Source organism: Hoeflea algicola, assembly GCF_026619415.1.
GTDB classification, from domain to species: domain Bacteria; phylum Pseudomonadota; class Alphaproteobacteria; order Rhizobiales; family Rhizobiaceae; genus Hoeflea; species Hoeflea algicola.
Window position 1 is genome coordinate 3,033,281 of record NZ_JAOVZR010000001.1, and the last position, 25,684, is coordinate 3,058,964.

Consider the following 25,684-nt stretch of genomic DNA (forward strand, 5'->3'; position numbering starts at 1 on the left):
AACTGACGAAAGCGAGTTGCTCGTGGCCAAATCACTCGACAGCTTCAACTGCCGCTCCACCCTCAAGGTCGGTGACACCGACTATGTCTATTACAGTCTTGTCGAAGCCGAAAAGAACGGTTTGACCGGCATCTCTACACTTCCCTATTCGATGAAGGTAATTCTCGAAAACCTTCTGCGTAACGAGGACGGCCGCACGGTCAAGAAGGACGACATTCTCGCCGTCGTCGCCTGGCTTACCAACAAGGGCAAGGCCGACGCTGAAATAGCCTATCGTCCGGCCCGCGTGCTGATGCAGGATTTCACCGGCGTCCCCGCCGTGGTCGATCTGGCTGCGATGCGCGACGCCATGGTGGCGCTCGGCGGCGACCCGCAGAAGATCAACCCGCTGGTACCGGTCGACCTGGTCATCGACCACTCTGTGATTGTCGATGAATTCGGCACGCCAACCGCGCTGGCCCACAATGTCGAGCGTGAATATGAGCGCAACGGCGAACGCTACCGCTTTTTGAAGTGGGGCCAGCAGGCATTCAAGAATTTCCGCGTCGTGCCGCCCGGCACCGGCATCTGCCACCAAGTCAACCTTGAATATCTTGGCCAGACCGTGTGGACCAAGGAAGAAGACGGCGAAATCACCGCCTATCCCGATACCTGCGTCGGCACTGACAGCCACACCACCATGATCAATGGTCTTGGCGTGCTCGGTTGGGGCGTTGGCGGCATCGAGGCAGAAGCGGCCATGCTCGGCCAGCCCATTTCCATGCTGCTGCCGGAAGTCATCGGCTTCCGCCTCACCGGCGCACTCAAGGAAGGCGTCACCGCCACCGACCTGGTGCTGACCGTGGTGCAGATGCTGCGCAAGAAGGGCGTTGTCGCCAAATTCGTCGAATTCTTCGGCCCCGGCCTTGATTCGATGTCGCTGGCCGACCGCGCCACGATTGGCAACATGGGCCCGGAATACGGCGCTACCTGCGGCTTCTTCCCCGTCGATGACGAAACCATCCGGTACCTGACCATGTCAGGCCGCGAGCAAGACCGCATCAAGCTGGTTGAAGCCTATTCCAAGGCACAAGGCATGTGGCGCGACACCAGCGCTGCCGAGCCGGTGTTCACCGATACGCTCGAACTTGATCTTGGCACCGTGGTGCCGTCGATGGCTGGCCCGAAGCGTCCGGAAGGTCGCATTCCGCTGGAAGGGATCGCTGCCGGCTTCGCCCAGTCGCTCGTGGACGAATACAAGAAGCCCGGTCAACTGACCAACCGCTACCAGGTCGAGGGCGAGGATTACGATCTCGGCCATGGCGATGTGGCCATTGCCGCCATCACGTCGTGCACCAACACCTCCAACCCGAGCGTGCTGATCGGCGCAGGCCTTCTGGCCCGCAACGCCCGCGCCAAGGGTCTCAAGACCAAGCCTTGGGTGAAGACCTCACTGGCCCCTGGCAGCCAGGTGGTGGCCGAGTATCTCGAAAAATCCGGTCTTCAGACCGATCTCGACGCACTCGGTTTCAACCTTGTCGGCTTCGGCTGCACAACCTGCATCGGTAACTCCGGCCCGCTGCCCGCACCGGTCTCAAAGACCATCAACGACAAGGGGCTGATCGCCGCCGGCGTGTTGTCGGGCAACCGCAACTTCGAAGGCCGCATTTCGCCTGACGTCCAGGCCAACTACCTGGCTTCACCGCCGCTGGTCGTGGCCTATGCGCTGGCAGGCTCGGTGCAGAAGGACCTGACCGTCGAACCGATCGGCGATGACCAGGACGGCAACCCGGTATTCCTCAAGGACATCTGGCCCTCCAGCCAGGAAATCCAGGAATTCATCATGAAATACGTCACCCGCGCGCTTTACGCGGCCAAATATGCCGACGTGTTCAAGGGCGATGAAAACTGGCAGGCCGTTGAAGTACCGTCGAGTCAGACTTATGCCTGGGACGACAATTCGACCTATGTGCAGAACCCGCCTTACTTTGAAGGCATGGGCAAGACCGGTGCGGGCATATCCGACATCACGGGTGCGCGCGTGCTGGGTCTGTTTGGTGACAAGATCACCACCGACCACATCTCTCCGGCAGGCTCCATCAAGGCACAGTCACCTGCAGGCGCCTATCTGATGGACCATGGCGTCGGCGTGATGGACTTCAACCAGTACGGCACCCGTCGCGGCAACCATGAAGTCATGATGCGCGGCACCTTTGCCAATATCCGGCTGCGCAATCACATGCTCGGACCAAACGGTCGTGAAGGCGGGTACACCTTCCATTACCCGTCCCGCGAGGAGGTTTCGATCTACGATGCAGCCATGCAGTACAAGGCCGAAGGCGTTCCGCTGGTGATTTTCGCCGGTGCCGAATACGGTAATGGCTCGTCGCGTGACTGGGCTGCCAAGGGCACCAACCTGCTCGGCGTTCGCGCCGTCATTGCCGCGTCCTACGAGCGCATTCACCGCTCCAACCTGGTTGGCATGGGCGTGATCCCGTTTGTCTTCGAGGAAGGCACAAGCTGGGAGAGCCTCGGTCTTAAGGGCGACGAGACCGTCACCATCGATGGTCTGGCCAGCATCCAGCCGGGCGAGAAGAAGATCGCCAAGGTCACCTTTGCCGATGGCACGGTCAAGGAGGTGTCGCTGATCTGCCGCGTCGATACGCTCGATGAGCTCGGATACCTCAAGAATGGCGGCATCCTGCAGACAGTTCTGCGCGATCTTGCCGCCTGACCGAACTCCGGTTCGACCACCATCAGACGCCGGGGCACTGCCCCGGCGTTTTTCGTTTGAGCCTGTCACCGCAACGTGATTTGGTCGTGTCCGTCGCTCGGGGATAACATCCCTTGAGAAGTACGGATCATGACGCCAGCTACAACGGACCCCAAATTGATGACATCCCGCGCATTCATACTCGCCCTCGCTCTCCCTGCATTCACGGGGATGTTCGTCGTGGCGCAGCCGATTGCAGCGATTGCCGGCAATTTGCGGGGCGTGGTCGAACTGTTTACCAGTCAGGGCTGTTCCTCCTGCCCGCCGGCCGACGCCGAACTGGCCCGACTGATCGAGAGCGGAGAGGTCCTCGGCCTGAGTTATCATGTCGATTACTGGAACTATCTCGGCTGGGCCGACACGTTGTCCAATGCTGCCAGCACCGAGCGGCAATATGGCTATGCACACAGCCTCAAGCGCAAGAATGTCTACACGCCGCAAGCAGTCGTCAACGGCCGAGACCACGCCAATGGCGCTGACGGCGCCGCTGTCGACGCGCTTCTGAGCAAGCTCTCGGCCGCCGGCGAGGGGCTGACGGTCGGTGTCGAAGCAAGCCTCGACGACAATGGGTTGAACATTTCCATCGACGACGGCCAGGGCGAGGCCAGCATTGTCATCGTCTATTTCAATGAAGCCACCACCGTCGACATCAAGAAAGGCGAGAACGCCGGCCACAAGATCACCTACAAGCACAGTGTGCGCGAGGTCCAGACCGTGGGCATGTGGGACGGCGACGCCATCAGCCTGAAACTGCCACCCTCGCTGCTGTCAGCCCATCCCGGCGTCGGCTGCGCGATCCTGTTGCAGGTGGTCGGCAAGGACGGCGCGCCGGGCCGAATTCTCGGCGCGGCGATAATCGAGGCTAGCGAATACGGATAAAAAGAGACCGGCCAGCGGCCGGTCAAAATCAGGGTTTTGGGAGTTGCCCCAAGCAGTAAGCCGCGGGAACGACTTCTGCCTGGGTGATCCGTCCCGGGAACTCCGAGGGGGCTGGGGGCTGTCATTCCGAAGTCCCCGGTTCAGACCGTCTGAGGCAACGCTGAGAGAATTGATGCCAAATCAGGCGGTGATTTGACTGAATTGCGGCCCAAATATGCCTTTGGCCGGTTTCTGGGCCCGATCGGGTAAACAAAGACGACCGGTTGATGTCATTCGTGATGCTGCACCGCGGCATGAACGGACCTTGCGCAGACGTCCAAAAAACCACTTCCCCGCTTGAATTCGCGCCCGTGTCAGGCAAACTGCTCTGATGAGAAATGATTTGCAGGCGATCTGATGGCGGACGGGGCGGATTACTCCGCGCGCCGCGGACCCAAGGGAACAGCAAGCCAGGCGGCGACCGTGGATCTCGCGGAGATGCGCCGCCGCAACACCCCCGAACCGGTGACCTTCCAGCGTCGCGAACTCGATCTTATTCTGCGGGTCTATGGCCGCATGGTCTCCGAGGGGCATTGGCGCGACTACGCCATCGACCATTTGCACGACCGTGCCATTTTCTCAGCCTTTCGCCGGACCAGCGAAGTGCCGCTGTACCGGATCGAGAAAGATCCCTCCCGCGCCCGCAAGCAGGGCGCCTTCTCGATCATTTCCGCCTCCGGGCTGGTGCTCAAGCGCGGCCAGGAGCTCGAAACCGTGTTGAAATATTTCGACAAGACACCGCGGCTGGTGCGGTAGGCACCGGAAATCGGCGGCAGCTTGCTTTTGCCGTCGCAAGCCAACGGGAATATTGTGCTGGCAAGCACTCTGCTCCCATCATTCCGACAGGTTCAGCCCGTAAACAGCGTGCCCGGATAGGTTTCCGGATCCGGGTCTGTCGCCTTGCCCTCGCCCAGCGGCCTTTGCATGAACACCGTGTCGAGCCAGCGACCGTGCTTGTGGCCGGAGCCGGCAATCATCCCGGCGCTGGCAAAACCGGCCTTCTGGTGAACGGCGATCGAGGCAGGATGGGCGCCGCCGATCACCGCCACCATCTGCCGAAACCCCAGCGTTTCACAGCGACTGATCAGGGCTTCGAGCAATGCCCGGCCGACACCACGGCCGCGCGCCTCCGGCGCCAGATAGATCGAATCCTCGACCAGCCAGCGGTAGGCCGGCCTGGTCCGAAACGCCGAGGCGTAAGCATAGCCCAGAACCGCGCCATCATCGTCCTCGGCGATCAGATAGGGGTAGGAACTATCCCGCAGCGCCGCCATTCGCCGCCCCATCTCGGCCTCGTCGGGTATGACAAGTTCATAACTGGCGACACCGTTTTGCACGCTGTCGGAGTAGATCCGGGTGATGGCGGGCAGATCAGTGGAAGCAGCGTCGCGGATGATCATCGGGTACCGGTCCAGTGAGTGCAGACTTTCGGTTTAGCGCCAGCGCGAAATGCCGCCAACAAAAAAGGCGACCCGAGGGCCGCCTTTTTCCAGATCCAATGTGTTGCTGCTATTCGCGGTTGCCCAGGAAGTGCAGCAGGAACATGAACAGGTTGATGAAGTCGAGATACAGACGCAGCGCACCCATGATTGCCTTGCGGCCGGCGGTGGCGTCGGTATCACCCTCGTAATACATTTCCTTGATCTGCTGCGTATCGTAGGCGGTAAGGCCTGCGAAGATCAGCACACCGATCGCCGAGATCGCGAACTGAAGCGCACTCGACTGCAGGAAGATGTTGACCACCATCGCGATGATCAGGCCGAACAGACCCATCATCAGGAACGAACCCATTGCCGACAGGTTCTTCTTGGTGGTGTAGCCATACAGCGACAGTGCGCCGAACGAAGCGGCGGTGACGAAGAAGGTCTGCGTGATCGACGCCCCGGTATAGACCAGGAAGATCGACGACAGCGAGACGCCCATCAGGCCGGCAAAGACCCAGAAGGTTGTCTGCGCCGCAGAAACGCTCATCTTTTCGATGCGGGCGCTCAGGAAGAAGACCATCCCCAGCGGCGCCAGCATGACCACCCATTTCAGCGGCGAGCCATAAAGTGCTGCGCCAAGACCGGTCAGCATCTTGCCGTTGCCGAGTGTTGCCACGGCAGCAGCCGGATCGTTGGTGGTTGCGAACAATGCGATAGCGTAGGCTGCGACACCGGTGATGCCCAGTCCCAATGCCATCAGATTGTAAACGCGCAGCATGTAGGCACGAAGGCCTTCATCAATGGCAGCGCCTGCATGGGCGCCATTGGCTACGCGGACATTCGAATTGCGAAAGTCAGCCATGTTTTCCTCTTTATAAGCCCTGGTGTTGTTTACGGTGTCGGGTTCCATAACCCAGGCGCCGCTGCCGGGCTCCAGCATGCCTGACTACAATATGAGGACGATCAACGCCCACGGCAAGACCCTTGATCATTCATGACGTACGAAAACCGGTCCAAATGCTTAATGATTAAGCCGGTTTGGCCCTAAAGCTCGCGCAAAACAGGTGCGGCTTTTTGCCCAAGCACCCGCCAGGTGCCAATCAGGCCGATGCCGACGGTGACCAGCAGCGCGCCAGCAAGCGTCATGAGTGCGATATCGGGCATGAAGCTCGAGGGCAGCGTCATGATCCGGCTGACCACGAACCAGGCTGCGACGCCGCCAAACGCCAGCGCAAACAGCGCCGTCGCCAGCCCGAGCAGGCCATATTCATAGACATAGGCGCGAATCAGCGTCGCCCGGGTCGCCCCCAGCGTCTTCAGCACCACCGCGTCATGGATTCGCGAGCGGTTGCCGGCAGCCAGCGCCCCGGCGAGCACCAGCACGGACGCCACCAGCGCCACCAAAGCCGCAGCGCGGATGGCAATGCCGATCTGGCCGACCACCCGGTTGGCCAGTTCCAGCGCATCCTTGACGCGAACGCTGGTAATAGTCGGATAGGCTTGGGTGACGGCGCGCAGCACCTCGCCCTCAAGCGCCGCATCGGCCCCCGGATCGGACAGCGTCGCCATCCAGGAATGCGGCGCGCCGGCAAATGTATTGGGCGAAAACACCATGACGAAATTGATCGACAGCGATTCCCATTCAACATCGCGCAGATTGGCGATTTTTGCGATGATCGAGCGCCCCAGAACCGATACCGTGATGGTATCGCCAACGCTGAGCCCCAGTTCACCGGCCTCTTCGGACGAGAACGACACCAGCGGTTCACCCTGGTAATCGGCCGGCCACCATTGACCCGCCGACAGACGTGAATTTTCCGGCAGGTTCTTGGCATAGGTGACGCCGCGGTCGCCGCGCAGCACCCAGCGCGCCTGCGGCGGCACGTTGTCGACGCTGACGGCTTCGCCCTTGAGTTCGGTAATCCGGCCCCTGAGCATCGGCACCTTGATGACCTTGCCGTCGGGCACCAGCGTCGTCACCACCTTCTCGAATCCGTCGATTTCACTCGACTGAATATCGACAAAGAAGAAGTTCGGCGCCCGGTCGGGCAGATTGCCCGAGAGTTCACGCCGCAAATTTGTGTCGATCAGCGCCAGCGTGACCAGCAGCGCCAGCCCCAGCCCCAGCGACAGTACCACCGAAGGGGTCAGCGCACCGGGACGGTGGATATTGCCAATGGCAAGCCGGAGCGGCGTCGAGCGGACGGTGGGAAACCGACGGGCGGCAGCCTGCACCGCATGGCCGACAAGCCTGAGCACGGCAAACGCCACTGCCACGGCGGCAACGAAGATGCCGGCAATGCGGCGGTCGTCGGCAAACCAGATTGCTGCAGCACACAAGGCCACAAGCGTCAGCCCGGCAGTCAGCAAATAAGGCCAGCGCGGCAGTCCGCTGGCCTCAAACCCCTGCTGGCGAAACAGCGCCGTGGCCGGAACTTCGCCGGCACGGCCCAGCGGCAGCACTGCAAACGCAAACGCCGTCATCAACCCGAACCCGGCGGCAATGGCCAGTGAACCGGGATAAAACGAGGCATCGACCGAAATCGGAATCACGCTAGAGAGCGCTCCAGCGGCGAAGAACGGTGTCGCCGCACCCAAAATCAACCCGAGCAGCACACCAAAGCCGGCGATCAGCATCACCTGGATCAGGTAGATCGCCACAACCAGCCGGGCCGGCGCGCCGACACATTTGAGCGTGGCGATCACACCGCGCTTGCCCTCAAGCCAGGCACGCACCGAATTGGCAATGCCGACGCCGCCAACGATCAGCGCGGTGAGCCCGACCAGCGTCAGGAATTGAGAAAACCGCTCGATGTTGCGGGTCAGCGCCGGCGCCGCGTTCTGGCTGGTGCGGATTTGCCAGCCGGCATCGGCAAAGCGCTCTCCCGCCTCGGTGCGAAGCGCTGCCAGTGCGCGCGCATCGGTGCCACCGTCAAGCCTTATCCGGTAGCTCTGTTCAACCAGGCTGCCGGGCCGGACCAGCCCGGCGGCATCCAGCGCCTGGCGCGAGATCATCAGCCGCGGTGCAAAGCCAAAACCTTCAGACAAAGCGTCGGGTTCGGTGACGATGGCGGCGCGAATTTCAAACCGGGCCTGGCCAACCAGCACTTCATCACCGATTTTCAACGCCAGCCGGTCGAGAAAGATCGGCGCCACGATGGCGCCATAGACGCCATCCTGTTCGGCAAACACTTCATCCACCGGGAGTGCCGGTTGGGTCACCAACTCGCCATAGAGCGGGTAGGCATCATCGACGGCGCGCAACTCGACCAGCGACTGGTCGGAGCCGTCAGGCAACCGCGCCATGGTACGCAGCCCAGCGCCCGACGAGGACGTGCCGAGTGATTCGAGATAGGTGCGCTCGGCACCAGTAAAATCACGGTTCTCGACCTCGAAGCGAACGTCGCCGCCAAGAATTGTCCGGCCTTCCGACGTGATCGATCCAGTCATCATCTCGGAAACCGAGTTCACCGCAGCGATGGCGCCGGTGCCAAGCGCCACGCAGGCGAGAAAAATGTAAAATCCCGACAGCCCGCCGCGCAATTCGCGCAGCGCCAGCCGCATCGCGAGACCGAGCCGCAGGCGATTGGCCGCGGCCATCAGGCGATTGCCTTGGCTGCTGCCGCAGCCTCTTCATCGGTGTCGACGATTCGCCCTGACCGCACCGACACCTGCCGGCCGCAACGCTCGGCCAGGGTAACATCATGGGTAACCAGCAACAGCGTCGAGCCGCGCTCGGACTGTTTTGCAAACAACAGATCGGCGATTTGCCGTCCAGTTTCACCGTCGAGATTGCCGGTCGGCTCGTCAGCCACGATCAGCACCGGATCCGACGCCAGTGCCCGGGCAATCGCCACACGCTGCTGTTCACCACCCGAAAGCTGGCCCGGATAATGGGTCAGACGCTCGCCAAGCCCAACCGCTACCAGCTCCTGCCGGGCACGCTCGAAGGCATCGGCACGGCCGGCAAGCTCCAATGGAACCGCGACATTTTCGAGTGCCGTCATGTTTGGGATGAGATGGAAAGACTGGAACACGATGCCGATCGAGCGACCGCGCACGGCGGCAACCGCATCCTCGCCGAGTTGGTGCAGGGCATGACCCGCGACACGGACTTCGCCGCTGTCGAGCCTTTCAAGCCCGGCCACCACCATCAGCAACGTGGACTTGCCGGAGCCCGACGGGCCGACGATGCCGACCGATTCGCCCTTGGCGATATCGAGATCGATGCCCTTGAGCACATGCACCGACGAGGCGCCGTTTCCAAGCGTCAGATGCGCCTGCCGGAGTTGAACAATGGATTGAGACACAGGCAGGGTATCCTATATGGAAAGGCAACGGGCGACGGACGGACTGTTGTCGAGCACTTAGGAGCCCATTGATGCATTTTAAAGGTTTGATCGCCGCGTTGTTTTCCATCGCCGCTGTTTTCGCGCTGTCCGGCCATGCCATGGCTGAGGGCGCAGTGAAGCTGGTTGGCTTCGGCGACAGCCTGATGGCGGCCTATAATCTTGCCGCGGACGAGGGTTTTCCAGCCCGGCTCGAGGCCGAATTGCGTGCCCGCGGCCACGATGTCGAGATCATCGATGCCGGTGTATCGGGTGACACCACCTCGGGCGGGCTGGCGCGGCTCGACTGGTCAATTCCCGATGGTGTCGATGGCGTCATTCTCGAACTTGGCGCCAACGACGCGCTGCGCGGCCTGCCACCGGAAAAATCCCGCGAAAACCTGGAGGCAATGATCGCCAGGCTCACCGAACGTGGCATTCCGGTGCTGCTGGCCGGAATGCTGGCGCCGCCAAATATGGGAGCTGACTATGAAACCAGCTTCAACGCCATTTATCCTGATCTTGCTGCAAAGTACGATCTGACGTTCTATCCATTTTTCCTCGATGGCGTGGCTGGCAATCCTTCGTTGCAGTTGTCTGACGGCATGCACCCCAACCCTCAAGGAATCAGCACCATGGTCGAGCGCTTCGCATCCGTTGCCGAAGCGTTCCTGACGCGAATCAAGAGCGAGTGACCCGGCACGGCCCAACACGCAGCCTGCCCACAGCTCATCAAACCAGCAACCGGCAAGGCACGCCGATCCGGCGATAGCAGTGGGCAAGCAGCACCATTCGGGTACGGCGCGCATTCGGCGCTTGCTCTTGGGCCCGTGTCATGATTCGTTTAAGTTATCCGACAATTCGGGGAGACAGCGATGCCAAGGCTCTTCACCGCTCTCGAAATCCCGCGGGAGGCAGCGTTATCGCTCTCCCTGTTGCGCGGCGGATTGCCCGGCGCGCGCTGGCTGGATGTCGAGAATTATCACATAACCTTGCGTTTTATCGGCGATGTTGACGGCCCCACCGCCGACGAGGTGATCAATGCGCTTGACCGGATCGACCGATCGTCGTTTTCGCTGACACTGGCGGGAATGGGCTTGTTCGGCTCCAAGAGGCCGCATTCGATCTGGGCCGGCGTCGCGCCCTCAGTCGAACTCAAGGCGCTGCAAGCCGAAATCGAGCGGATCTGCCAGCGGTTGGGTCTTGCGCCCGATCCACGGCGGTTTTCCCCGCATGTCACGCTGGCGCGGCTCAGGCATCCACGGCTTGGCGATGTGGTCGACTATCTCGGTGGCCGTGGCGATTTCCGCACCCAGCCCTTCGATGTTGGCCGTTTCGTGGTGATGTCGGCACGCGATTCGGTTGGCGGCGGGCCCTATATCGTCGAAGAAGCCTATCCGCTCGGCTGGCGCAACTCGGTGCCAAGCCTGGAAACCAGCTGGATGCAGCCCTCGCGCAGCAACTGATAGACAGCCTCGAAACCGTTGCCGCCGCCATAATAGGGGTCGGGGATGTCGGCGCGGGAGGCCGTGGCATATTCGAGAAACAAATGGATCCGCTCATGCCGGGCGGCAAGTGCACGGGCCAGCAGCGTCGCCTCGTTGGCCCGTGCACTTGCCAAAATCAGATCGAACCGGTCATAATCCGCAGAGGTCACCTGGCGCGCCCGTTGCATCGAGATGTCGATCCCGTAGCCGGCGGCCGTTTCCACAGAACGCGGATCGGGCCCATCGCCCGCATGCCAGTTGCCGGTGCCGGCCGAATCGACCGCGACCATTTCGTTCAGGCCGGCATCCATCAGGCCTTGCCGGAAAATGCCTTCGGCCAGCGGTGACCGGCAGATATTACCCATGCAGACAAACAACACCGAAAATTGAGCCTTTTTTCCGCCATCCGCTGCACTAGTCTGTTTCATAGTCGTACAGTCCCTCTAACCCCGGAGTAGCCCATGTCGCGCCCGAAACTCGATAGCACAGCCGTTTCCGAAAAGCTCGCCAGCGTCCCCGACTGGGAGGTGGATGCGGGTGAAACCGCGCTGACGCGACATTTCAAGTTTGCCAATTTCAGCGAGGCCTTCGGCTTCATGACCCGCGCAGCACTGGTTGCCGAGAAGCTCGATCATCATCCCGAATGGAAAAATGTTTACCGCAACGTTGAGGTGCGGCTGACCACCCATGACGCAGGCGGCCTGACCGGGTTGGACTTCGATCTCGCCACCGCCATGGACCGAATAGCCGCCGGAACCGGCACCAAACGTTGAAGCCGGGCCACCGAACGCCCATATAGCAAGGATCAATCATTTGTCCCGGAGGACATCACATGAATGCCCTTGAGGGTGAAATTCTCGAGCCGGAAACACAATTCGGCGAGTCCGACAAGGGTGCCAACGAAGCCTCGGTGCGCGCCGGCTTCTGGCGCACCTTCAAGAAGGCGGCGCGGCAGATCCCCTTCGCCGAGGATCTGGTGGCGGCCTATTATTGCGCGCTCGACCCGCAGACGCCGGGCAAATCCCGAGCTGTGCTGTTTGGCGCACTGGCCTATTTCATCATGCCGATGGATGCGATTCCCGACTTTCTGGCGCTGGTAGGCTTTTCCGACGACATCGCCGTGTTGACATTGGCGATCGCCACCATTCGCTCCAACATGACCGACGCCCACCGCGCCGCCGCCCGCAAGGCACTGGCCGAAATGGATGAAGACGCCCAAACCGGCTGAAACCCGAATTCGGGCTTTAAAATCGCAGCCAATCAGTCAGTTCCGGGTCGAAGCAGCTCGCTCAATGCAGCGTCATATCGCCATCGCCCTGCTCCAGGCTGCGGCGCAACCGCGAGAACGCCAGCCGGATGCGGGATTTGACCGTGCCCAATGGCAGTCCGGTCTCGTCGGCAATCTGGCTGTGCGAGCGGCCGAGAAAAAACGCCTGTTGCAGCAGCATCACCTGTTCTTCGGGCAATTCAAGCATCGCCGTGCGAACCAGATGGTCGCGTTCCTCGGCCTCGACAATGTCATCGGCAGCTTCTGCTGGTGGCGGCTGCAAGGCCGGATCATGCGGATCAAGCAGGTCCGAGCGGTCACGTCTGAGCGCGTCGATGCGGCGATTGCGGGCCACGCGAAACAGCCAGGTGGAGAGCGAGGCCTTTGACGGATCGAACATGGCCGCCTTGTGCCACAGCACGATCATCACTTCCTGGGTCATTTCTTCGGCTTGCGATGGCTCCATGCCGAGCCTTTGCAGATAGGATTTGAGCCGTGGCGCAAAATAATCGAACAATTCGGCAAACGCCTGCTGGTCGCGCCTGACGGCCACCGCCTCGACAAGCTGGGCAAACCGCTGTTTCAGATTATTCGACATTCACCCCGCAAAACCCCGTTACCTGATTGCGACCGGTACCATCCAAAGTCATCTGACAAACACCTACACGGGAATTGGCAAAGGTCAAACTCTTGCCGGATTCAGGTTGTTACAAACAGTGAGCAAGGGACCCGACAATCCAGGCTGCGGCAAGTTCACACCCCTGATGGGGATTTCATTGACGCTTTGGTAACCAGGATTAAGTCAAAATGAACCAATCAACTCGCCATCCGCGAGAATTATCTGGGCCAGAGGCCCGCAAAACGAGACCACGAACTGGTAGGAAAATCATGTTTGGGAAGACAATCGCAACCGCAGTGACGGCGCTTTTTGCTTTGACCGCCGCCGCGTGGGCGCAATCGCCCACCAGAATCCAGCAATTCGACGCCTGGGGCGCCTATTCTTACAATTCGGCGGGCGGCAAGGTTTGCTATGTTTTGTCAGTGCCGATCAGTTCGGCGCCCACCAATGTCGATCACGGCGATATCTTTTTCCTGATTTCGCAACGTCCGGGGCAGAATGTCAGCTACGAGCCGAATGCGATGATGGGCTACCCGCTGCAGGAATCCTCCAAGATCACCGTCAACATCGACGGCCAGAATTTCACCATGTTCAGCCGTGGCAATTCCGGCTGGGTCGAGAACGCGGCCCAGGAGCCGAAACTGGTGGCGGCCATGAAGGCGGGATCGACGATGTCGGTCAAGGCGGTGTCGCGGCGAGGCACCAACACCTCCTACAGCTATTCGCTCAAGGGTGTGACCGCGGCGCTCAGCAAGATCGCCAGCTGCAAATAAAGCGCGAGCCATCCGCTCCGCATCAATGAGAAGGCCGGTTGATCCCGGCCTTTTCTATATTTGGCCTACAGCCTTCGCCGACCGCTCACAGATGCCCCAGCGTCTTGTGGCTCAGAAGCCCGACATAGAAGGCAAGAATCAGATCGAAGATCTCGATCAGCCCCAGCATCAGCGGGATTGGATCCGGCGAGCGCGGAAACACGCCGCCAAGATCCAGCAACACCACGAACACATAGCCCCAGCACGCAGCAATCGCCGCCCACGCAGCTTTTGGCCTGCCGCCGAGCAAGCCTATCGCCGCCCCGATGGCAATCAGTCCCGGAGAAATCAGAAACACGTTGAAGCCCCAGAACACCGGGCCGCCAAGCGCGCTGAAATCGCGGGTTTCAACCGGCCCGCCGGGAACCAGGGTGATGAAACTTGCCACCAGCAACAACAACAGCCAGCCCGCCGTCCTGGCCGCCCGGCCCGGATTGATCGTCTGATACATCGGCTTTCTCCATACTTTGGGTATGGATTCTATCCAACATAAACCTGTTGCCCCTGTCAATACTTTGGGTATGGTTAGGCATGACCCGACAACAGCGACTCACCCCACAGGACTGGATCAAGGCAGCCTTCCGGCTGCTGACCGCTGACGGCCCGAAGGCCATCCGGGTCGATCTGTTGTGCCGCGAGCTCGAAGTCACCAAAGGCTCGTTCTATTGGCATTTCAAGGATCTGGCTGCGCTGAAGGCGGCGATGGTGAGCCACTGGCAACAGGTCGCAACCCATGACCTGATCACCTCGCTGACAGCAGCCGAGCTGGCGCCGCGTGCGCTGATTGTCCGGCTATTCGAAGACGTTCTCGATGTTCCGGCGCGCGATTATGGTGGCGCCATGGCCGAAACCGCGATCCGCCACTGGGCCAGCGGCGATGCCGCGGTTCAGGCAGTTGTCCGTGACGCCGATGCCGAGCGGCTGGCATTTCTGACCCTGCAACTGCGCGCCGCCGGACTGACAGGCCCCGAAGCCCGCTCGCGCGCCTCGTTCCTCTATGCCGCGCTGATCGGCATGGAACAACTCGCCGCTGAACCGGCGCTCACTCCGACAAACATTTCCAGCTTTGTCGACGCCGTGCTGACGCCCCCGGCGCCGCAATGACGGATCGCCGCCAATCGCCACTCATGCGTTAACCACCGCGCAGATCACGCACAGCCTGTCGGGTGATGGTGATATAGTTTGCCGACACGACGTCACCCGCCCCATGAGAGAATTGCCGTGAAGCGCAACGATCAACCCGACATCAAAAAGGTCAACCGGATACCGGGCATGCGGTGGAAGAAAGTCAGAAAACCGCTTTTCGGCATTCTTGCCTTTACCCTCGTCCTGGTCGTTGCCTACTGGCATGACCGCGGCGAAACGCTGCCGCCGCTCGACGATATCGTCGCTACCGACAGCATCCGGATCGCACGCGGTTGGTAGGCATTGGTCCGGCCTGTGGATGATCTGCTCGGAGGCGCCGCAATTGAGGTTTGTCCTCAATATGTGGTTCCCGAACACCCTCGACCGAGTCCGTGACGGCTGGACGGAGACCCTGCGTGCCAACATTTACATGCGGGCCGATAGCGTCATAACCGCGGACAATCTCAAGAACTATACCCAATTTCTCTTCCGCGACGCCGTTTGGCGCCGCCGACAGGGAGACGATATCCTGCTGACCCCTCCATTGGCGCCAGAGCAGATTGCAAATCTCCTCGCAGCAAACTTGGCCGCGCCTTCCAAGCGCGTTTCCGTGTATTTCTCTGAACAGGGCACGATCATGCGCGGGGTCACCAATGGCAACGCCATCACCGCCTTTGCCAGGCGTTGTCTCGCGCACGACTGATTGGTCCTGATTGCGCCTTTGATAATCAGGCTCCGGCGCTGGCTTCGCTCCACGGATTTTGTTCCAGCCAGATCGCCCTCAGCGCCCCGGATTGACCTGAAAACCGGTCATCGAGAACATCGCAGCCATAAATCCGGTCGGTGCGGAAATGCCTGAACGAGGCCCTGAGTTCACACCAGCCGGCGAGCATCATGCATTCGAGATGATAGACCAGCGCCAGTGGCCGCACCGTGCGCACCGTCTCCTGACCCTGGTCATCGCGATAGGTCAGCCGCAATTTGCGTTCATTGCGAATGGCATTGCGCAGGCTCGAAACCGAAATGCAGCCCTTGGCCGGGTCATCCAGCGGCGCGCCCCAGGGCGCCACCTGCAGCCAATCGGCCGGGCCATGCAGCGCGTCAACCTTGGCATGAATCCGCCGCGCCGCGTATTGCAAGGCGCTGTCGCCGGTGCGCGACAGCAGCGCCAGCCCGACCCGCAAGGCCTCGATTTCCTCGAGATCGAAATTCAGCGGCGGCAGATCATAGCCCTTGCGCATCACATAGCCGATGCCGGGTTCGCCCTCGATCGGCGTGCCCATGATCTGCAGGGCGGAAATGTCGCGGTAGATCGTCCGTGCCGAAACCTCATTCTGTCGCGCCAACATCTCCGCCGTCATCGGCCGTTCGGCCGAGCGCAGGATCTGGATGATTTCAAACAGGCGGTTTGATCGGCGCATGGCAAAAGCTCCCTGACCACTCCTGACACTATAGCACTCCCCCTGACAACAGGGTGTCAGCAGCGATCTGGTCTGATCCGAAAACAAGGAGACCGGATATGAGCTATTACGACCATGCCACGATGATGGCCCTGAAGCTTGGCCCCTGGCGCGATCCCGCCGCAGCTACCCGCAATGGGCACAATCCTCACAGGTCTGGGGCCACCGCCGACCGCACCGTATCGCCAGCCTCGTCCAATCACTTTGGCCGATTGGTGCGGCAACTGCTGGGTGGACTTTCCCTGATGGCATCAGCCGCCACCAGGGCGGCGCCCGGAGGGACGCGCGAGCGTGGAGGTGACGCGCCCGGCAAAACCTGATAGGACCCGGCCTTCGTGAAACATGAGCGCCGAACCCCCGATGCCAGTTACCCTTGACCTGACAGACCCTTCCGCACGTCCCGTCCGCCCGTCTTCCGCACAGGCCCTCGATGGCAAGCCGACCCTTGTCGGAATGAGCCGCGACGAGATGGTCGCCGCCATGGCCGATGCCGGCGTGCCCGAGCGCCAGCGCAAGATGCGGGTCAACCAGATCTGGCACTGGCTTTATGTGCGCGGCTCATCCCATTTTGCCGACATGCACACGATCTCGCGCGAATTGCGCGAGCAGCTTGACGCCCGCTTCACCATTGCTCGCCCCGAGATTGTCGAGGAACAGATTTCCAACGACGGCACCCGCAAATGGCTGATGCGGTTTCCGCCGCGTGGCGCCGGCCGGCCGGTCGAGGTCGAAACCGTCTATATTCCCGAGGAAGGCCGCGGCACGCTGTGCATTTCCAGCCAGGTCGGTTGCACGCTGACCTGCACCTTCTGCCACACCGGCACCCAGAAGCTGGTGCGCAATCTCACTGCCGAGGAAATCCTGGCGCAATTGCTTGTCGCCCGCGACCGGCTCGGTGATTTCCCACACCGGGACACGCCGCAGGGCGCCATTGTGCCGACCGAAGGCCGCAAGGTCACCAACATCGTCATGATGGGCATGGGCGAACCGCTCTATAATTTCGACCATGTCAAACAGGCGCTGCTGATTGCCGCCGATGGCGACGGGCTGGCCCTGTCGCGTCGCCGAATCACGCTATCGACCTCCGGCGTGGTGCCCGGAATCGTCCGCACCGGCGAGGAAATCGGCGTCATGCTGGCAATCTCGCTGCACGCCGTGCGCGACGAATTGCGCGACGAACTGGTGCCGATCAACAAGAAGTACCCGTTAAAAGAACTTCTCGACGCCTGCCGCACCTATCCCGGCGTCTCCAATGCGCGTCGCATCACTTTTGAGTATGTGATGCTCAAGGGCGTCAATGACAGCCTTGCCGACGCCAAGGAACTGGTGCGGCTGCTCAAGGGCATTCCCGCCAAGATCAATCTCATCCCGTTCAATCCCTGGCCCGGCTCCAATTACGAATGTTCGGACTGGGACACGATCGAGACCTTCGCCGATTTCGTCAATGCCAACGGCTATGCCTCGCCGATCCGTCGGCCGCGCGGCCGCGATATCCTCGCCGCCTGCGGCCAGCTCAAGAGCGAGTCCGAGCGCATGCGCAAGACCGAGCGGCTGGCGCTGGAAGCGATAATGATCGCCGGCCACGGCGCCGACTGACGCCGCCATGAGCGATATGATGCGCCTACTCGGCCGAATGTTCTCGATTGCCTTCGGCTTTTTCCTCGGCTGCGTGGCGGCGGCCTTGGCTTATGTGTTCTTGGCGCGGCTGATCGTGCCTGCAGATTTTGGCCGGATTGACGAACTTGAACTTACGGTCACGCTCGCCGTCGGCGTGCTCGGCGTCGCCAGCATCTTTGCCCGTGCCGTGCTGCTGCCGGCGCTGGCGATCATCGCCGTGTTCGAATTCCTGCGGCTGCGCGACTGGCTCAGTCATGCGCTCGCCGGCGCCATGCTGGCGCTCGCTATTGCCGGCCTGCCTTACGTCTCCGGATACTCGGCTGGCGGCACCGATACGCTCGAACCGGCAATGCTGATCGCCATTCGCACCGCCTGCGCCATTATCGGCGCCAGCGTCTACTGGCTGCTGACGGGCCGCAATGCTGGCCGCTGGCTGCCCAGCGAACGCGCTGGACCAGTGGAGAGCGACACCTGATCAGCGGCTTTGGGTCAGCAGGATCTTGACCGCAAACACCGAAAACACCGCCGCAAAGACATAATCAACGATCCGCATCACCTGCGGTTTGCGCTTCAGCCAATCCGCCAGCCCGTTGGCGCCGAGCACAACGACAATAGCAATCGGCAGCGCAATCAGAATCGACAGCAATCCCAGAAAGATCAGCTTTCCGGTCACATGCGGGTCGCTGACACTGACGAATTGCGGCAGGAAGGTCATGAAGAAGATGATTACCTTCGGATTGAGCAGATTGACCCACAGGCCATTGAGAAATGCCTTGCCCATCGACGCATTGGTTTTGCCTGTGGTTTTGACCGAGAGAACCGACCGGTTCCGCAAAGCCTGAATGGCGAGCCAGAGCAGATAGCCCGCGCCTCCGGTTTTCAGAACCAGAAAGGCCACCGGGGAGGCAACCACCAGCGCCGACACGCCGAAGGCCACAAGCAGCGTGTGTATGCCAATGCCCAGATTGGTGCCGAGCAGGGTCATCATGCCGATGGCCCGACCGTCGCGTATGGTCCGGCTCATCCACAAGGTCATGTCCGGGCCGGGTGTGATCGCCAGCAAAAGCGTTGCAAGAGCAAACGCAGCAAGGATGGGCAGGCCGGGTATGTAGTCCATAAACATGTCGGTGATCCTGATCAGCGGAAACACTGTCTTATGCCAGTTTCAGCGCACCGCCAATCGGGTCATTATCCAGGCCAGGATTTATGGGCCAGCGGAGACCGTCAGATGTCCCATTAAACCCGTAGGCAGCAAAACCAGGGTCCCGCGAATTGAATTGGCCGATGATCAACCAACCGTCAAAACTGGCCGGGAGCGGACCCTGGGTATTTTCGGTCCGCTAACTGATAACGGACACGATCCACCATAATGAGAACACCTTCAAGCAGACAAGAATGAACTGTATTTGCATTGATTCAAAGAGATCCAGCGTCCTTTGCGCATCCACTTGGATGCGCGGCGCTTTTGGGAACTTCGGGGATTCTGTCGTCCACAATTCGGATGGCACTACCAGCGCAAGATCTGATGGTTTATGCTCCGGTCATTGGTCCAAATCAGCAGTGCCTCAACCCGCCTGGTTTGTTCAGTTCGACGAACTGAAGTGATTGATTATTGCAAATTGGGCGTGAAAAATATGCGGCTTAAGCATTGCCACAACTTTCAGGATTTCCGCACTCTCGCCAAACGCAGGCTGCCCAGTCCAATTTTCAACTATATTGACGGCGCAGCTGACGACGAGGTCACCTATAACCGCAATACGGCGAGCTTCGATACTTGCGATCTGATCCCGAATGTCCTGCGAGGGGTAGAGACCGTCGACATGTCCGTGACAGTCATGGGGCAAAAACTCGACATGCCGATTTATTGTTCGCCAACGGCGCTGCAACGGCTTTTCCATCACGATGGTGAAAATGCGGTCGCAGCAGCAGCAGAAAAATTCGGCACCATGTTCGGCGTTTCGTCTCTCGGCACAGTCAGCCTCAAGGAAATTCGCGAGAAATACAAAAACCCGCAAGTCTATCAGTTCTATTTTCACAAGGACCGCGGCCTGAACCGGGCAATGATGGAAAGCGCCAAGGAAGCTGGTGTTGAAGTCATGATGCTGACTGTCGACAGCATCACCGGAGGCAACAGAGAGCGCGACCTGCGCACCGGTTTTTCGATCCCGTTCAAGCTGTCTCTTGCTGGCATGGCTCAATTTGCCATCAAGCCACTGTGGGGCATCAATTACGTCACCCATCCAAAATTCGCGCTTCCTCAGCTGGATGACCACGTGGACATGAGCGATGGCGCCCTGTCCATTGGACGCTATTTTACAGAAATGCTTGATCCCTCGATGAACTGGGATGATGTGGCTCAGATGGTCAAGGAATGGGACGGTCAGTTCTGTCTCAAAGGCATCATGAGTGTTGAGGATGCCAAAAAGGCAGTCGATATTGGCTGCACGGGCATCGTGCTCTCCAACCACGGTGGGCGGCAACTTGACGGCTCTCGTGCTCCGTTTGATGCACTTGCTGAAATTGTCGATGCGGTGGGACACAAGATTGATGTCATTATGGACAGCGGCATCCAGCGCGGCACCCACATCCTCAAAGCACTTTCGCTCGGTGCCAAAGCTGTTGGTGGCGGGCGTTTCTATCTCTACCCGCTGGCTGCCGCAGGTCAGCCTGGCGTTGAGCGCGCTCTTGGTCTCATGAAAGCTGAGATCGAAAGAGATATGCGTTTAATGGGCTGCCGTTCAGTTAATGAACTTTCACGCTCAAACCTGGCGTTCCGGGGCATCAACTGACAAAGCCTTATCTGGCTCAAGCTGTCCTTATTCTTTGCTCGGGGTTCGACCGCTGGACCAATATCAACGCGGCATACATTGGACCATCGATCGATTGATAGGACGATACACTCGCTTACGTCCAATTCAACCACTCCAAATGGGGAGCATAACGGCAACAACCATCATGTCGTGCCAGCACGATTTTCGATACCCGGCACCGCTGGTTTACCCGCCGAACAGTCCTCCGTTCTTCTTTGATAAATAGTTCCCGGCACTATTTATTCAGGGAATCTTCGAATTTTGCCTTGTAATCCGGATGCCAGCGCGACAGCGGCGGGCGGTTTTCGATGATGTCGCCCGCCGCCCAGGCGATACGCTTCTCATCGGTGGCGCGGTCGACGTCATTGTCGGGGCACAGGATGTAGAAATCGCCCCGTTCGAGGCTCTCCATCATGAACTCGACGGTCTGTTCCGGGGTCCAGGCTGCTGCCGGCTTTTCGGTCCGCCCCCTGGCTGTGAGCGCCGTATGGACATAGCCCGGAATCAGCAAATGAGCGCTGACCTGGCACTCCGGCGTATTGCGCAATTCGTGTTGCAAGGCTTCGGTAAAGGCCTTCACGCCGGCCTTTGCGACATTATAGGCCGGATCGCCCGGCGGCGTGGTGATGCCCTGCTTCGAGCCGGTATTGATGATCATCGCCGGCTCGCCATGCGCCATCATTCCAGGTCCGAAGGCGCGGGTTCCGTGGATGATCCCCATCAGATTGACATTGAGCACCACGTCCCAGTTGGCCTGCGGGCCGAAAAGGCTGCTGCCGGGCTGAACGCCGGCATTGTTCATCATGAGGTGCACCGCCCCGAATCGGTCGGCAACGGCACGCTCAAGCGCGCCGATGGCTTCGATATCACTGACATCGGTTTCAATCGCCACAATGTCGCTGGCTGGATTGTTGGCCAGCGCACCCACCGTTTTCACAGCTTCCGCCAGCGCTTCCCGATTGACGTCTACCAGCACCACGCGCATGCCGGCTGCCGCGAAAGTCCGGACCGCGGCAAGGCCGATACCGGATGCGGCGCCGGTCACCACCGCGACTTTGCCCTTGGCAATTACCGATTGGAGATGAGCCATTGTGCGCTTCCTTTGCTGTGATCTGTCGCTTGAGCCATAGGGTGCAAGCCGGCCGCGCGTCAATCGCGCTGCTTTCCACACAGCCCCGCGGAGGAAAGTCTGGCGGCAGAATGGTTCAATCCAGCCATCAAGCGCTCAAATACTTGCATGGCGCTGCAAACCGGCTAAAAGAGCGGCAAACCTGAGGGTTTGGTTCCCAAACCTGCCACGCACACATGGACCGTTCAATCATGACATCGCACAAGGACGTCAAGAAGGTCGTACTCGCCTATTCCGGCGGGCTCGATACTTCCATCATTCTCAAATGGCTGCAGACCGAACTTGGTGCCGAAGTCGTCACCTTCACGGCCGATCTCGGCCAGGGCGACGAACTCGGGCCGGCACGCAAAAAAGCCGAACTGATGGGGATCCCCGAAAAGAACATCTATATCGAGGATGTGCGCGAGGAATTCGTCCGCGATTTCGTCTTCCCGATGTTCCGCGCCAATGCGGTCTATGAGGGCGTCTACCTGCTTGGCACTTCGATTGCCCGGCCGCTGATCTCCAAGCGTCTGGTCGAAATCGCCGAAGAAACCGGCGCCGACGCCATCGCCCATGGCGCCACCGGCAAGGGCAATGACCAGGTTCGATTCGAACTCTCCGCCTATGCGCTCAATCCCGACATCAAGGTGATCGCACCCTGGCGTGACTGGAGCTTCAAGTCGCGCACCGACCTGATCAATTTTGCCGAAGCCCACCAGATCCCGATCCCCAAGGACAAGCGCGGCGAGGCCCCGTTCTCGGTCGACGCCAACCTGCTGCACTCCTCTTCCGAGGGCAAGGTTCTCGAAGACCCCAACGACGAAGCACCGGACTATGTCTACCAGCGCTCGGTGTCGCCCGAGCAGGCGCCCGACAAGGCCACCGAGATCGAAATCGGCTTCAAGTCTGGCGATGCTGTGTCGATCAACGGCGAACCGCTGTCACCAGCCACCCTGCTGGCCCGCCTCAACGATCTTGGCCGCGACAATGGCATCGGCCGGCTCGACCTGGTCGAAAACCGCTTTGTCGGTATGAAGTCGCGCGGCGTCTATGAGACCCCCGGCGGCACCATCCTGCTTACCGCCCACCGCGGCATGGAATCGATCACGCTGGACCGTGGCGCCGCTCACCTTAAGGATGAGCTGATGCCGCGCTACGCCGAGCTGATCTACAACGGCTTCTGGTTCTCGCCCGAACGCGAAATGCTGCAGGCGGCCATCGACCACAGCCAGCGCGAGGTTGAGGGCACGGTGAAGCTCAAACTCTACAAGGGCAACGTCATCCTCACCGGCCGGGCTTCGCCGAAATCACTCTATGACGATGCGCTGGTGACCTTCGAGGATGACCGCGGCGCCTACGACCAGAAGGATGCCGAGGGCTTCATCCGGCTTAACGCGCTGAGACTGCGCACGCTGGCGGCACGTAACCGCAACAGCTGACCGATAAGACGCCGGTTCACTTGATCCGATTTCGGGAACGCGCTGTTACGGCGGCGCGTTCCCGCTTCAACGCCGGGCGCCGTGTGCTGGCTACCCGCGACCGCACCCCCTAAAATCTATATGGTCACAGATCCGATCCGGTGTGCCGATCAGCACAACGTCGCGCATTTGACCGCCAGCGGCGCCGGTGCGCCTTGTTCGCCCGCGCCATCAAACCTACATGGGGGCCACCCAAAGGAGCCTCTCATGACAGCCACTGAATCGCCAATCTTCGCCTGGACCGCGCCGCTCGGCCTGCCCGATTTCGCCCGTATAGACGATGCGGATTTCGCGCCGGCCTTCGAGGAAGCGTTTTCCGAGCATGATTGGGAAATCCTGACGATTGCCGACAATGACGTCGAACCGACCTTTGCCAACACGCTCGAAGCGCTGGAACTGGCTGGTGACAAGCTCTCCAAGGTCTCGTCACTGTTCTGGAACCGCGCCGGCACCGACACCAATGAGGTGATCCAGGCGCTCGAACGCGACATCGCCCCACGCATGTCCCGGCATTATTCCACCATCGCCATGAACAAGGCGCTGTTTGACCGCGTCGACAATCTTTACCGGAAACGCACCGAACTCGGCCTGACTGCTGAACAGGACCGTCTGCTCGAGCGGGTCTGGAAATCCTTCATCAAGTCCGGCGCCGGGCTTGATGCCGATGGTCAGAAGCGCTTTGCCGAAATCGGCGAAATCCTCGCCGGGCTCGGCGCCCGCTTTGGCCAGAACGTCCTGGCTGATGAAAAAGAATGGATCATGCTGCTCGATGACGGCGCCGATCTTGAGGGCCTGCCCGAGGATTTGCGCGCCGCCATGGCAGCCGTGGCCGAAGACCGTGGCCAGCCCGGCAAATTCGCCGTGACGCTGTCGCGCTCGATCATCGAGCCGTTCCTGAGCTCCAGCGCCCGCCGTGATTTGCGCGAAACCGCGTTCAAAGCCTGGATTGCCCGCGGCGCCAAGGGCGGCGCTACCGACAACGCCGCGCTGATCGCCGAAATCATCGACCTGCGCACCGAAAAAGCCAGACTGCTGGGCTATGAAAGCTACGCCGCCTACAAGCTTGACGACACCATGGCCAAGACGCCCGAAGCAGTCGAAGCACTGCTCGGCGATGTCTGGGCTCGCGCCATCGAACGCGCCGAGGCCGACCGTGCCGATCTCGCAGCCTTGGCTGCCGAAACCGGCGGCAATCATGACATCGCCGCCTGGGACTGGCGTTATTACGCCGAAAAGCTCAAGGCCAAGCGGTTTGATTTCTCCGAGGCCGAGCTCAAGCCCTATCTGTCGCTGGAAAAGATGATCGAGGCCTGTTTCGACGTCGCCCATCGCCTGTTCGGCATCACCATGACCGAGCGCCCCGACATTCGCGGTCCCCATGCCGATGCCCGGGTGTTCGAGGTGACCGGCGCTGACGGCAAGCAGATCGCCACCTTCATTGCCGACTATTTCGCCCGGCCCTCGAAACGCTCCGGCGCCTGGATGAGCGGCATGCGCAGCCAGCACAAACTCACCATGCCGGACGGCACCAAGGGTGAGATCCCGATCATCACCAACGTGATGAACTTTGCCAAGCCCGCCCCGGGCCAGGCCGCCCTGCTGTCGCTCACCGATGCCCAGACGCTGTTTCACGAGTTCGGCCATGCGCTGCACGGCATGCTCTCGGATGTGACCTACCCGTCGCTGTCGGGCACCTCGGTCAGCCGCGATTTCGTCGAATTGCCATCGCAGCTCTACGAACATTGGCTGACCGTGCCGGAAATCCTCGAAAAACACGCTCGCCATTACCGCACCAATGAGCCGATCCCGCGGGCGCTGCTCGACAAGGTGCTGGCCGCCCGGACCTTCAATGCCGGTTTTGCCGCCGTCGAATTCACCGCTTCCGCGCTGGTCGACATGGCCTGGCATGCCGGCGGCGAAAAGGGCGAACCCGCCACCTTCGAAGCCGAGACCCTGAAGAAACTGGGCATGCCCGAAGCCATCGTCATGCGCCATGCCAGCCCGCATTTCCTGCATGTGTTCTCCGGCGAAGGCTATTCGGCCGGCTATTACTCCTACATGTGGTCTGAAGTGCTTGATGCCGACGCCTTCGCCGCCTTCGAAGAGGCCGATGGCCCGTTTGACCCTGTAATCGCGGAAAAGCTGCGCACCCACATCTATTCGGCCGGCGGATCGCGCGATCCGGCGGAGCTTTACCAGGCCTTTCGCGGCCGCATGCCCGATGCCACGGCGATGCTTGAAAAGCGCGGCCTGGCTTGACCAAAACATTGCCGGTGGCGCCAATTTTCGCCGCCGGCTCGACACCCTGAAACCGCAAAAATTCGGTCGACGGTTTCGTCTGGAATGTTTCGCTACCGGAACCAACGTTTGAAGAGCTGTGATTCGAGCCGAATCGAGCAATCAGCACCGAGACCTTTCCAGCCCCTCTTTCGCACTCGCAAAAAACCCTGTATAAGCCCGGCAAATTCCGGCGCAT

At 60.5% G+C, this 25,684-nt stretch carries 27 protein-coding genes; 17 read left to right on the forward strand and 10 right to left on the reverse strand.

Annotated elements, in window-relative coordinates:
* Positions 1 to 22 precede the first annotated feature (22 nt).
* From acnA to OEG84_RS14895, 3 genes are all read left to right on the forward strand, one after another.
* A complete protein-coding gene (gene acnA / locus OEG84_RS14885; RefSeq protein WP_267654477.1) occupies positions 23 to 2,713 on the forward strand; it encodes an aconitate hydratase AcnA in 2,691 nt (896 codons plus the stop codon).
* Between the two features lie 159 nt (positions 2,714 to 2,872).
* On the forward strand, positions 2,873 to 3,631 hold the full coding sequence (locus OEG84_RS14890) for a DUF1223 domain-containing protein (RefSeq protein WP_267654478.1): 759 nt from the start codon (positions 2,873 to 2,875) through the stop codon (positions 3,629 to 3,631).
* Positions 3,632 to 4,027: 396 nt separating this feature from the next.
* Positions 4,028 to 4,426 (forward strand): DUF2794 domain-containing protein, encoded by a 399-nt coding sequence (locus OEG84_RS14895; RefSeq protein ID WP_267654479.1) that lies wholly within the window; start codon positions 4,028 to 4,030, stop codon positions 4,424 to 4,426.
* A gap of 92 nt (positions 4,427 to 4,518) precedes the next feature.
* Here the strand turns inward: OEG84_RS14895 and OEG84_RS14900 are convergent, their stop codons facing one another.
* The 4 genes from OEG84_RS14900 to OEG84_RS14915 form a co-directional block, all read right to left on the reverse strand.
* Entirely contained in the window at positions 4,519 to 5,070 is a 552-nt protein-coding gene (locus OEG84_RS14900; RefSeq protein WP_267654480.1) for a GNAT family N-acetyltransferase, read from the reverse strand.
* 109 nt (positions 5,071 to 5,179) lie between these two features.
* The gene (locus OEG84_RS14905; protein WP_267654481.1) at positions 5,180 to 5,956 is read right to left on the reverse strand and encodes a Bax inhibitor-1/YccA family protein; all 777 of its coding nucleotides are present in this window, start codon (positions 5,954 to 5,956) and stop codon (positions 5,180 to 5,182) included.
* Between the two features lie 182 nt (positions 5,957 to 6,138).
* The gene (locus tag OEG84_RS14910) at positions 6,139 to 8,694 is read right to left on the reverse strand and encodes an ABC transporter permease (protein WP_267654482.1); all 2,556 of its coding nucleotides are present in this window, start codon (positions 8,692 to 8,694) and stop codon (positions 6,139 to 6,141) included.
* Complete coding sequence (locus tag OEG84_RS14915) at positions 8,694 to 9,404, reverse strand: ABC transporter ATP-binding protein (protein WP_267654483.1); 711 nt, start codon at positions 9,402 to 9,404, stop codon at positions 8,694 to 8,696. The genes OEG84_RS14910 and OEG84_RS14915 overlap by 1 nt, the downstream gene beginning before the upstream one ends.
* Before the next feature lie 71 nt (positions 9,405 to 9,475).
* Here OEG84_RS14915 and OEG84_RS14920 point away from each other — a divergent pair, with 71 nt between their 5' ends.
* Positions 9,476 to 10,117, forward strand: coding sequence for an arylesterase (locus tag OEG84_RS14920; protein ID WP_267654484.1), 642 nt, complete (start codon positions 9,476 to 9,478; stop codon positions 10,115 to 10,117).
* Positions 10,118 to 10,297: 180 nt separating this feature from the next.
* A complete protein-coding gene (gene thpR, locus OEG84_RS14925) occupies positions 10,298 to 10,888 on the forward strand; it encodes an RNA 2',3'-cyclic phosphodiesterase (protein WP_267654485.1) in 591 nt (196 codons plus the stop codon).
* Here thpR and OEG84_RS14930 read toward each other — a convergent pair.
* Positions 10,816 to 11,337 carry a low molecular weight protein-tyrosine-phosphatase gene (locus tag OEG84_RS14930; protein ID WP_267654486.1) on the reverse strand — a complete coding sequence of 174 codons (522 nt, stop codon included), beginning with the start codon at positions 11,335 to 11,337 and terminating at the stop codon, positions 10,816 to 10,818. The two genes, thpR and OEG84_RS14930, sit on opposite strands and share 73 nt — an antisense overlap.
* A gap of 33 nt (positions 11,338 to 11,370) precedes the next feature.
* On the opposite strand from OEG84_RS14930, the gene OEG84_RS14935 reads away from it, so the two are divergent.
* Both OEG84_RS14935 and OEG84_RS14940 read left to right on the forward strand, forming a co-directional pair.
* Positions 11,371 to 11,682 carry a 4a-hydroxytetrahydrobiopterin dehydratase gene (locus OEG84_RS14935; protein WP_267654487.1) on the forward strand — a complete coding sequence of 104 codons (312 nt, stop codon included), beginning with the start codon at positions 11,371 to 11,373 and terminating at the stop codon, positions 11,680 to 11,682.
* Between the two features lie 59 nt (positions 11,683 to 11,741).
* Positions 11,742 to 12,137 carry a YkvA family protein gene (locus OEG84_RS14940; RefSeq protein ID WP_267654488.1) on the forward strand — a complete coding sequence of 132 codons (396 nt, stop codon included), beginning with the start codon at positions 11,742 to 11,744 and terminating at the stop codon, positions 12,135 to 12,137.
* 61 nt (positions 12,138 to 12,198) lie between these two features.
* Here OEG84_RS14940 and OEG84_RS14945 read toward each other — a convergent pair whose 3' ends face one another.
* Positions 12,199 to 12,774, reverse strand: coding sequence for a sigma-70 family RNA polymerase sigma factor (locus OEG84_RS14945; RefSeq protein WP_267654489.1), 576 nt, complete (start codon positions 12,772 to 12,774; stop codon positions 12,199 to 12,201).
* A gap of 290 nt (positions 12,775 to 13,064) precedes the next feature.
* On the opposite strand from OEG84_RS14945, the gene OEG84_RS14950 reads away from it, so the two are divergent.
* Positions 13,065 to 13,568: an invasion associated locus B family protein gene (locus OEG84_RS14950; protein WP_267654490.1), complete on the forward strand. Its 504-nt coding sequence runs from the start codon at positions 13,065 to 13,067 to the stop codon at positions 13,566 to 13,568.
* 85 nt (positions 13,569 to 13,653) lie between these two features.
* Here OEG84_RS14950 and OEG84_RS14955 read toward each other — a convergent pair whose 3' ends face one another.
* Positions 13,654 to 14,058: a DUF8051 family protein gene (locus OEG84_RS14955; protein ID WP_267654491.1), complete on the reverse strand. Its 405-nt coding sequence runs from the start codon at positions 14,056 to 14,058 to the stop codon at positions 13,654 to 13,656.
* An 80-nt stretch (positions 14,059 to 14,138) separates the two neighbouring features.
* On the opposite strand from OEG84_RS14955, the gene OEG84_RS14960 reads away from it, so the two are divergent.
* The 3 genes from OEG84_RS14960 to OEG84_RS14970 all read left to right on the forward strand — a co-directional run bounded on the left by OEG84_RS14960 (position 14,139) and on the right by OEG84_RS14970 (position 15,435).
* A complete protein-coding gene (locus OEG84_RS14960) occupies positions 14,139 to 14,711 on the forward strand; it encodes a TetR/AcrR family transcriptional regulator (protein ID WP_267654492.1) in 573 nt (190 codons plus the stop codon).
* Between the two features lie 168 nt (positions 14,712 to 14,879).
* Positions 14,880 to 15,032: a hypothetical protein gene (locus OEG84_RS14965; protein ID WP_267654493.1), complete on the forward strand. Its 153-nt coding sequence runs from the start codon at positions 14,880 to 14,882 to the stop codon at positions 15,030 to 15,032.
* A gap of 19 nt (positions 15,033 to 15,051) precedes the next feature.
* Positions 15,052 to 15,435: a hypothetical protein gene (locus OEG84_RS14970; protein ID WP_267654494.1), complete on the forward strand. Its 384-nt coding sequence runs from the start codon at positions 15,052 to 15,054 to the stop codon at positions 15,433 to 15,435.
* Between the two features lie 25 nt (positions 15,436 to 15,460).
* Here OEG84_RS14970 and OEG84_RS14975 read toward each other — a convergent pair whose 3' ends face one another.
* Entirely contained in the window at positions 15,461 to 16,153 is a 693-nt protein-coding gene (locus OEG84_RS14975; RefSeq protein ID WP_267654495.1) for a helix-turn-helix transcriptional regulator, read from the reverse strand.
* A gap of 98 nt (positions 16,154 to 16,251) precedes the next feature.
* Between OEG84_RS14975 and OEG84_RS14980 the strand changes: the two genes are divergently transcribed.
* The 3 genes from OEG84_RS14980 to OEG84_RS14990 are packed head-to-tail and all read left to right on the forward strand — an operon-like array spanning position 16,252 to position 18,284.
* Positions 16,252 to 16,512 (forward strand): hypothetical protein, encoded by a 261-nt coding sequence (locus OEG84_RS14980; RefSeq protein WP_267654496.1) that lies wholly within the window; start codon positions 16,252 to 16,254, stop codon positions 16,510 to 16,512.
* Between the two features lie 40 nt (positions 16,513 to 16,552).
* Positions 16,553 to 17,788 (forward strand): dual-specificity RNA methyltransferase RlmN, encoded by a 1,236-nt coding sequence (rlmN, locus tag OEG84_RS14985; protein ID WP_267656195.1) that lies wholly within the window; start codon positions 16,553 to 16,555, stop codon positions 17,786 to 17,788.
* Between the two features lie 7 nt (positions 17,789 to 17,795).
* Positions 17,796 to 18,284: a hypothetical protein gene (locus tag OEG84_RS14990; protein ID WP_267654497.1), complete on the forward strand. Its 489-nt coding sequence runs from the start codon at positions 17,796 to 17,798 to the stop codon at positions 18,282 to 18,284.
* Here OEG84_RS14990 and OEG84_RS14995 read toward each other — a convergent pair whose 3' ends face one another.
* Positions 18,285 to 18,926 carry a LysE family translocator gene (locus tag OEG84_RS14995; protein ID WP_267656196.1) on the reverse strand — a complete coding sequence of 214 codons (642 nt, stop codon included), beginning with the start codon at positions 18,924 to 18,926 and terminating at the stop codon, positions 18,285 to 18,287. It lies immediately after the preceding gene.
* Between the two features lie 517 nt (positions 18,927 to 19,443).
* Here OEG84_RS14995 and OEG84_RS15000 point away from each other — a divergent pair.
* Positions 19,444 to 20,598 carry an alpha-hydroxy acid oxidase gene (locus OEG84_RS15000; protein WP_267656197.1) on the forward strand — a complete coding sequence of 385 codons (1,155 nt, stop codon included), beginning with the start codon at positions 19,444 to 19,446 and terminating at the stop codon, positions 20,596 to 20,598.
* Positions 20,599 to 20,854: 256 nt separating this feature from the next.
* Here OEG84_RS15000 and OEG84_RS15005 read toward each other — a convergent pair whose 3' ends face one another.
* Positions 20,855 to 21,709, reverse strand: a complete 855-nt coding sequence (locus tag OEG84_RS15005) for an SDR family NAD(P)-dependent oxidoreductase (protein WP_267654498.1) — start codon at positions 21,707 to 21,709, stop codon at positions 20,855 to 20,857.
* 230 nt (positions 21,710 to 21,939) lie between these two features.
* Between OEG84_RS15005 and OEG84_RS15010 the strand changes: the two genes are divergently transcribed.
* Entirely contained in the window at positions 21,940 to 23,169 is a 1,230-nt protein-coding gene (locus OEG84_RS15010) for an argininosuccinate synthase (protein WP_267654499.1), read from the forward strand.
* Between the two features lie 246 nt (positions 23,170 to 23,415).
* Positions 23,416 to 25,467, forward strand: a complete 2,052-nt coding sequence (locus tag OEG84_RS15015) for a M3 family metallopeptidase (RefSeq protein WP_267654500.1) — start codon at positions 23,416 to 23,418, stop codon at positions 25,465 to 25,467.
* Positions 25,468 to 25,684 lie beyond the last annotated feature (217 nt).